Origin of the sequence: Phenylobacterium sp. (assembly GCF_030693805.1) — a bacterium.
Classification (GTDB): Bacteria; Pseudomonadota; Alphaproteobacteria; order Caulobacterales; family Caulobacteraceae; genus Phenylobacterium.
Window position 1 is genome coordinate 1 of record NZ_JAUXZW010000103.1, and the last position, 5,303, is coordinate 5,303.

5 protein-coding genes and 1 pseudogene are annotated in these 5,303 nt (G+C 63.0%); 2 read left to right on the top strand and 4 right to left on the bottom strand.

Going from position 1 to position 5,303, the window contains the following annotated elements:
- Positions 1–128: 128 nt before the first annotated feature.
- Both Q8M88_RS04450 and ligD read right to left on the bottom strand, forming a co-directional pair.
- Positions 129–233: pseudogene (locus Q8M88_RS04450) on the bottom strand (DUF3008 family protein); the annotation flags it as partial.
- Positions 234–416: 183 nt separating this feature from the next.
- Positions 417–3,041 carry a DNA ligase D gene (gene ligD / locus Q8M88_RS04455; protein WP_305595043.1) on the bottom strand — a complete coding sequence of 875 codons (2,625 nt, stop codon included), beginning with the start codon at positions 3,039–3,041 and terminating at the stop codon, positions 417–419.
- 122 nt (positions 3,042–3,163) lie between these two features.
- Between ligD and Q8M88_RS04460 the strand changes: the two genes are divergently transcribed.
- Positions 3,164–3,406, top strand: a complete 243-nt coding sequence (locus Q8M88_RS04460) for a DUF5961 family protein (protein ID WP_305595044.1) — start codon at positions 3,164–3,166, stop codon at positions 3,404–3,406.
- A 71-nt stretch (positions 3,407–3,477) separates the two neighbouring features.
- Positions 3,478–4,329, top strand: coding sequence for a Ku protein (locus tag Q8M88_RS04465; protein ID WP_305595045.1), 852 nt, complete (start codon positions 3,478–3,480; stop codon positions 4,327–4,329).
- Between the two features lie 2 nt (positions 4,330–4,331).
- On the opposite strand, the gene Q8M88_RS04470 is transcribed toward Q8M88_RS04465, so the two are convergent.
- Both Q8M88_RS04470 and Q8M88_RS04475 read right to left on the bottom strand, forming a co-directional pair.
- The gene (locus tag Q8M88_RS04470) at positions 4,332–4,877 is read right to left on the bottom strand and encodes a hypothetical protein (RefSeq protein WP_305595046.1); all 546 of its coding nucleotides are present in this window, start codon (positions 4,875–4,877) and stop codon (positions 4,332–4,334) included.
- Between the two features lie 3 nt (positions 4,878–4,880).
- A complete protein-coding gene (locus Q8M88_RS04475; RefSeq protein WP_305595047.1) occupies positions 4,881–5,063 on the bottom strand; it encodes a hypothetical protein in 183 nt (60 codons plus the stop codon).
- Positions 5,064–5,303: the final 240 nt, after the last annotated feature.

Below are 5,303 nucleotides of genomic sequence, written 5' to 3' on the forward strand. Positions count from 1 at the left end.
GATCAGATGGATATCGCTTGGTCTTCTTCGCGATCTTGGCCATCCGGCCACGGCTCTGCTCGGTCCACATCCCGAGCTTGAATCACAGACCACGATGAAGCGGAATCACCGCTCACGCCTTTTCCAAACAGCCTCTTAGAAGCTCCCTTGAGTTTGCTCTTAGGGGTATCCCCGCGTTTGGCGGACAGGGCCGCCCCAGCGGCCTTCTGTTGGGCGGCGGATTTGGCGGGCATCGCGGCTCTCCTGTGGAAATCAAGCCTGCAACGCATCTCCGGCTTACCGGTTCATCGCGCAGCGCGCATCCTTCTCGTGTCGCCGGCGCATCGTGAACCCTGCAACGCCCGTGGCAGCCGCGAGCGTCTCGCGGCGCCTACAAGCGGGGGCCCCGCATGAAGGACAACAGCCGAGAATAGGCCTCAGAGCTTACCCAGTCGTCTGATCGCCCCCGCCAGTGGTCGCTCGCCCTCACAGTAATCCTCCCAGGCGGTGGACTTGGCGAGCAACGCAGGCACGGTGCGTAGGGTGAATTTGGCGGGGTCGAGCCCCTTCTTCACTTGGCTCCAATTGATCGGCATGGACACCGGCGCACCGGGGCGGCCGCGCGGCGACAGCGGGGCCACGGCTGTGGCCATGCGGTCGTTGCGAAGGTAGTCGAGGAAAATGCGGCCCGTCCGCTCCTTCTTGGCCATGTTGATCAGGTAGCGGTCGGGCGCGTCGGCCGCCATGACCTTGCAGACGTCGCGGGCGAACCCCTTCGCGGCCTCCCAATCGATCCCTTTGGCTTTCAGCGGCGTGACGACGTGAAGGCCTTTTCCCCCGGTGGTCTTACAGAAACTGACCAAGCCCAGCTCTTCCAGCCGGTCACGCACCTCGCGGGCTCCTTCGATCACCAACTCGAACGGTACATCGGGCGCGGGGTCCAGGTCGAAGACCAACCGTCCGGGTTGCTCCGGCTCGAACGGCTCGCAGTTCCAAGGATGCAGCTCCAACGCGCCCGTCTGAGCGGCGGCGATCAAGGCTTCCGCGCGGTCGAATTGGATGTAGGGCTTTCGGTCTCCCCAGACTTCGACGTCGGTGATGAGCGCCGACTGTCCCTTTGACGAATGGCGCTGGAAAAAATTCTGAGCGCCATGGATGCCGTCCGGCATGCGGATCATCGAGCAGGGCCGGCCCTTCACATGGGGCAACATCCAATCGCCCACCGCCTCGTAGTATTGCGCCAGGTCCAGCTTGGTGACTGGCTTGCCATCGCCCGCGTCGGGCCAGAGCGGCTTGTCCGAATTGGAAATGGTGACGCCCATGACCGGCCGGGACCCGCGGGCGGCCACGGTCTTAGTGTGAACGGTGACCGGAACCGGCTCGCTCAACTCGGTCGTGGAAGCCGGCGCTGGGGTTTCAGCCTCAACTTCGTAAGCGGACTTGTCCTCGCGAAGCCCCTTGAAAGATGCCTGGCGGATCGAGCCGTCGCCCGTGAAGCCGGCGTACTGGATTTCGGCGACAAGCTCCGGTCTCACCCAGTGGACGCCGACGCCCCGCTTGGGCGCGCCCTTGCCCTTGAACGGATTGTCGTCGGTCTCCAAAGCCTTGAGCCGCGGCATAATGCGAGCGACGACGTCGCGGCCGAAGCCCGTGCCGATCCGGCCGACGTGAACGAGCTCGCCGTCACGGTTGACCCCGGCGATCAGGGAGCGAAAGGCGTCGCCGGTCGTGGTCCAGCCGCCGATCACCACCTCGTGGCCCTGGCGGCACTTGGATTTGCCCCAGCTCTCGCTGCGACCCGACTGATAGGGCGCATCGAGCCGCTTGGAGATGATCCCTTCCAGGTCCATGCGGCAGGCGGACTGGAGGACTGCATCGCCGGCCGTGATGAAGTGATCGACGTAGCGAATGTTTGCCGGCGCGGCGTCCACGTGCGCCTGCAGGCGTTCCTTCCGATCTACGAGCGGCAAGGCCCGCAGGTCGTCCAAGCCGGCGAACATCTGATCAAAGACGAAAAACACTAGGTCCTTGGTCTTGCCGTCGGAGATGGCCGCCTGAAGGGCGGCGAAGTCAGGCGCTCCGGTGTGGTCCAGGGCCACAACTTCTCCATCGATAATACCATCCGACAGCCCCGCGCCGCTGGCGACGATCTCCCGGAATTTGTCCGACCAGTCGAGGCCCTTGCGGCTGAGCAGGGTCGCCTTGCCGTCGACCGTGCGCAGCTGCATGCGATAGCCGTCGAACTTGATTTCATGCGCCCACCCCTGCCCCGTTGGCGGCTTCTCCAGCGTCTTGCAGAGTTGAGGTTCGATAAACTGCGGCAAGGCCCTGACCGTCTTCGCCTTGGTCGGCGCCTTGGCTTTGACCGGCGTGATCAGCCCGGCCGGCGCGCTATCGTCTCGATTGCTCTGCCAGACTGCGCCCGCGTCCGCGCCCCTGGCCGTCATAAAGGGCGCGGCCGCTTTGCCCTTGCCATTGGTGATCTCGACCATGGTGCGCGCAGAGGCGACGGATCGATCCTCATCGGTCGGGCCCGTGACATTGCCCTCCACTGCGCCCTCATCACGATGCTTGATCAGCAGCCAGGCGTTCTTCGGCTTGCCCGGCTTGTCGCCCTTCAGGCGCACGATCACCCAGGAGCCGTGCATCCGCTCGCCTTCCATCACGAACTTCAGCTCGCCCCTGGCCAGCGCTTGGCCAATATTTTCGAAGCCCTTCTCCGGGGCCCAGTAGCCACGGTCCCAGAGCATCACTGTGCCGCCGCCGTACTGGCCTTTGGGGATGGTGCCTTCGAAGTCGCCATAGTCCAGCGGATGGTCCTCAACCTCCATCGCCATGCGGCGGTCCTTGGGGTCGAGCGACGGTCCCTTCGGCACCGCCCACGACCGAAATGTACCTTCGTACTCGAGGCGCAGATCGAAGTGCAGGTGGCTGGCGGCGTGCTTCTGGATGACGAAGCGCAGCGCCTGCGAGGGCACGACCTTGGCGTCCTTTCCAGACGGTTCGGCCGTCTGAGAGAAGTCCCGCATCTCCTGGTACTTGGCGAGCTTTGTCGCGGCCATGATCACTCCCGACTCAGGTCAGAGTGATCAACGAACACCTCGGCCAGATGATCCGAGGCGGGGTCAGCGCCGATTGAATCCTTTTCGGCATGGCCGCGTTGGGAAGCGCAGGAGATTAAGATATGACCCAATTCGCCGGGGAAACCCGTCAGTTCAGCGTTCGAGCCCGCCATGTGGACAGCCACCATGCACGACTGCTGGAGGAGGCCTCTTTCGAGGCTGCCGCCGTCGCCTATGTGGAGGACCTGCACCCACCGGTCGGCGACGACAATGAGATCAGCGTGATCGTCCGCGAGGTCGGTACTGGCCATGAGCACTGCTTCCGAATCGATCTGGACTCCGGCGAAACGGCGTCCTGTGGCTAGCGGAGAACGAATCACCCTGTGAGTCGTTGAGTCGGTCCAAGCGCCGTTACGGCGCCGCCTGAGGACCCGACATGGCTTACCGCCCGACTTGGCAAGGACACCTGAAGCTGTCGCTCGTGACCTGTCCGGTTGCGCTCTACACCGCGACGAACTCGGCGGGCGACGTCCACTTCAACCTGATCAACCCGAAGACCAATAACCGGATCAAGATGATCACGACCGATCCGGACACCGGGCCGATCGAGAGATCGGAGTTGGTGAAAGGCTATGAGGTCTCTAAGGGCGAATATATTCTGCTGACCCAGGAAGAGATCAATTCGGTCAAGCTGGAGAGCACCAAGACCATCGAGATCGAACGCTTCGTGCCCGGCGACGAAATTGACCGCCTCTATTGGGACAACCCCTATTTCCTCGCTCCGGACGGTAAGCTGGCCCAGGAGGCCTTTGGGGTCATCCGCACCGCCCTAGAGAAGTCCGGACAGATCGCGCTGGGCCGAGTGGTGATCGGCACACGCGAACGGATTCTCGCGCTTGAGCCGCGCGACAAGGGGATCCTAGCCTACACGATCCGCACGGACGCCGAGGTTCGCAAGCCCGATGAGATCTTCGGCGGCATCAGCGACAAAGCCGCTGATCCGGCGATGATCGCCATCGCCGAAAAGATCATCGAACAGCAGGAAGGCCCGTTCGACCCCAGCCAGTTCGTGGATCGCTACGAAGAAGCGCTGAAGGCGTTGATCGAGGACAAGAAGAAGGGTCATAAGCCCGCGAAGGTCGCCGAACCTGAGGATACCAACGTCGTGGATCTGATGTCGGCGCTGCGGGCCAGTTTGGGAGCCAAGGGCAAGGTCGCCGCCAAACCCTCACCCAAGGCAAAGCACACCAAGTCGCCGGCGAAGGGTAAGGCCCGCAGGGCCGGCTGAGCTCAGTCGGCGCCACCGGCCTTTCGGTAATCAGTCCTCGCGTTCACGAGCTTGGACGTCGCGGCCTTTCGCTTTTCGACATAGGCGCTCTGCGCAGCCATGCGGCGTATCTCAAGGTCTTCGGCCTCGCGACGGAAAGCCGCCTCTTCACGCTTTCGGTTCTCGTCAAGCTTACTTAACGCCTTCTCTGCCGCCTCAAGCTTTGAGCGATCCGCCGGCGGCTTTGATCGCGCGGCGGGTTGGGCCTTCGGCGCTGCTTTGACAGTCGCCTTCTTGGGTGCGTCAGGCACTGAAGGAAGCTTTGTGGGCTCCAGAACGAAGGGATCGGTTGATCCCACGGCGCGTCGTAGCAACGTCTCGGGATGGGCGGTCGCCGCGGCGATCGCCCCCTCGTCCGTCGTTATCTTAGCTTCGCCGCTGGCGAAGAGATTCTGTCGAGTTCCCCAAGCCCGTAGAGCCGCAGCTTGGCTCGGCGCAGCCACGACCGTGTCGTAGAAGCCAAACTGCGCCTGAAAGACCTTCAGCTTGCGAGTGGGCGACTTTGCCAAGAGCTATCGGGCTTTATGGTCGCCGCGGTCACCTTGGCCGGGGCCTGCGTCGGTCTTAGCCTTCTGACGGCGGTCAGCGGCGAGCGACTTGCCGACGTCGACCTGGTCCTTGAAATGACCTTTGTCGTCGCGGCGCACATAGCGTTTGTCGCCAGGCGTGGGCTCAATCAATTCGCGTTTAGACATAGGGCTCTCCTCAGCAGAAGGAATCCCGGTTCGCGATTGAGGTTCCACCTGAGCTAACGCACCTGTTCGTGGTGGAGGCTCCCCGCCCGTAGTGGCTGCAAGAGCTCAGGCTCCGGGCAACACATCGAGCCGGCTCTTCTGGACCGAGCATGACTGTCATCAGTCTGTATTATCGGTCAAACTCGAACAGCAGACCTTCGTTTGGCGCCAAGTCGAGCTTCCCGGTCAGAGCGGCCCCAA

Coding starts and splice junctions, on each gene's coding strand:
- ligD (WP_305595043.1), bottom strand. CDS start 3,041: ATGGCCGCGACAAAGCTCGCCAAGTACCAGGAGATGCGGGACTTCTCT.
- Q8M88_RS04465 (WP_305595045.1), top strand. CDS start 3,478: ATGGCTTACCGCCCGACTTGGCAAGGACACCTGAAGCTGTCGCTCGTG.
- Q8M88_RS04460 (WP_305595044.1), top strand. CDS start 3,164: ATGACCCAATTCGCCGGGGAAACCCGTCAGTTCAGCGTTCGAGCCCGC.
- Q8M88_RS04475 (WP_305595047.1), bottom strand. CDS start 5,063: ATGTCTAAACGCGAATTGATTGAGCCCACGCCTGGCGACAAACGCTAT.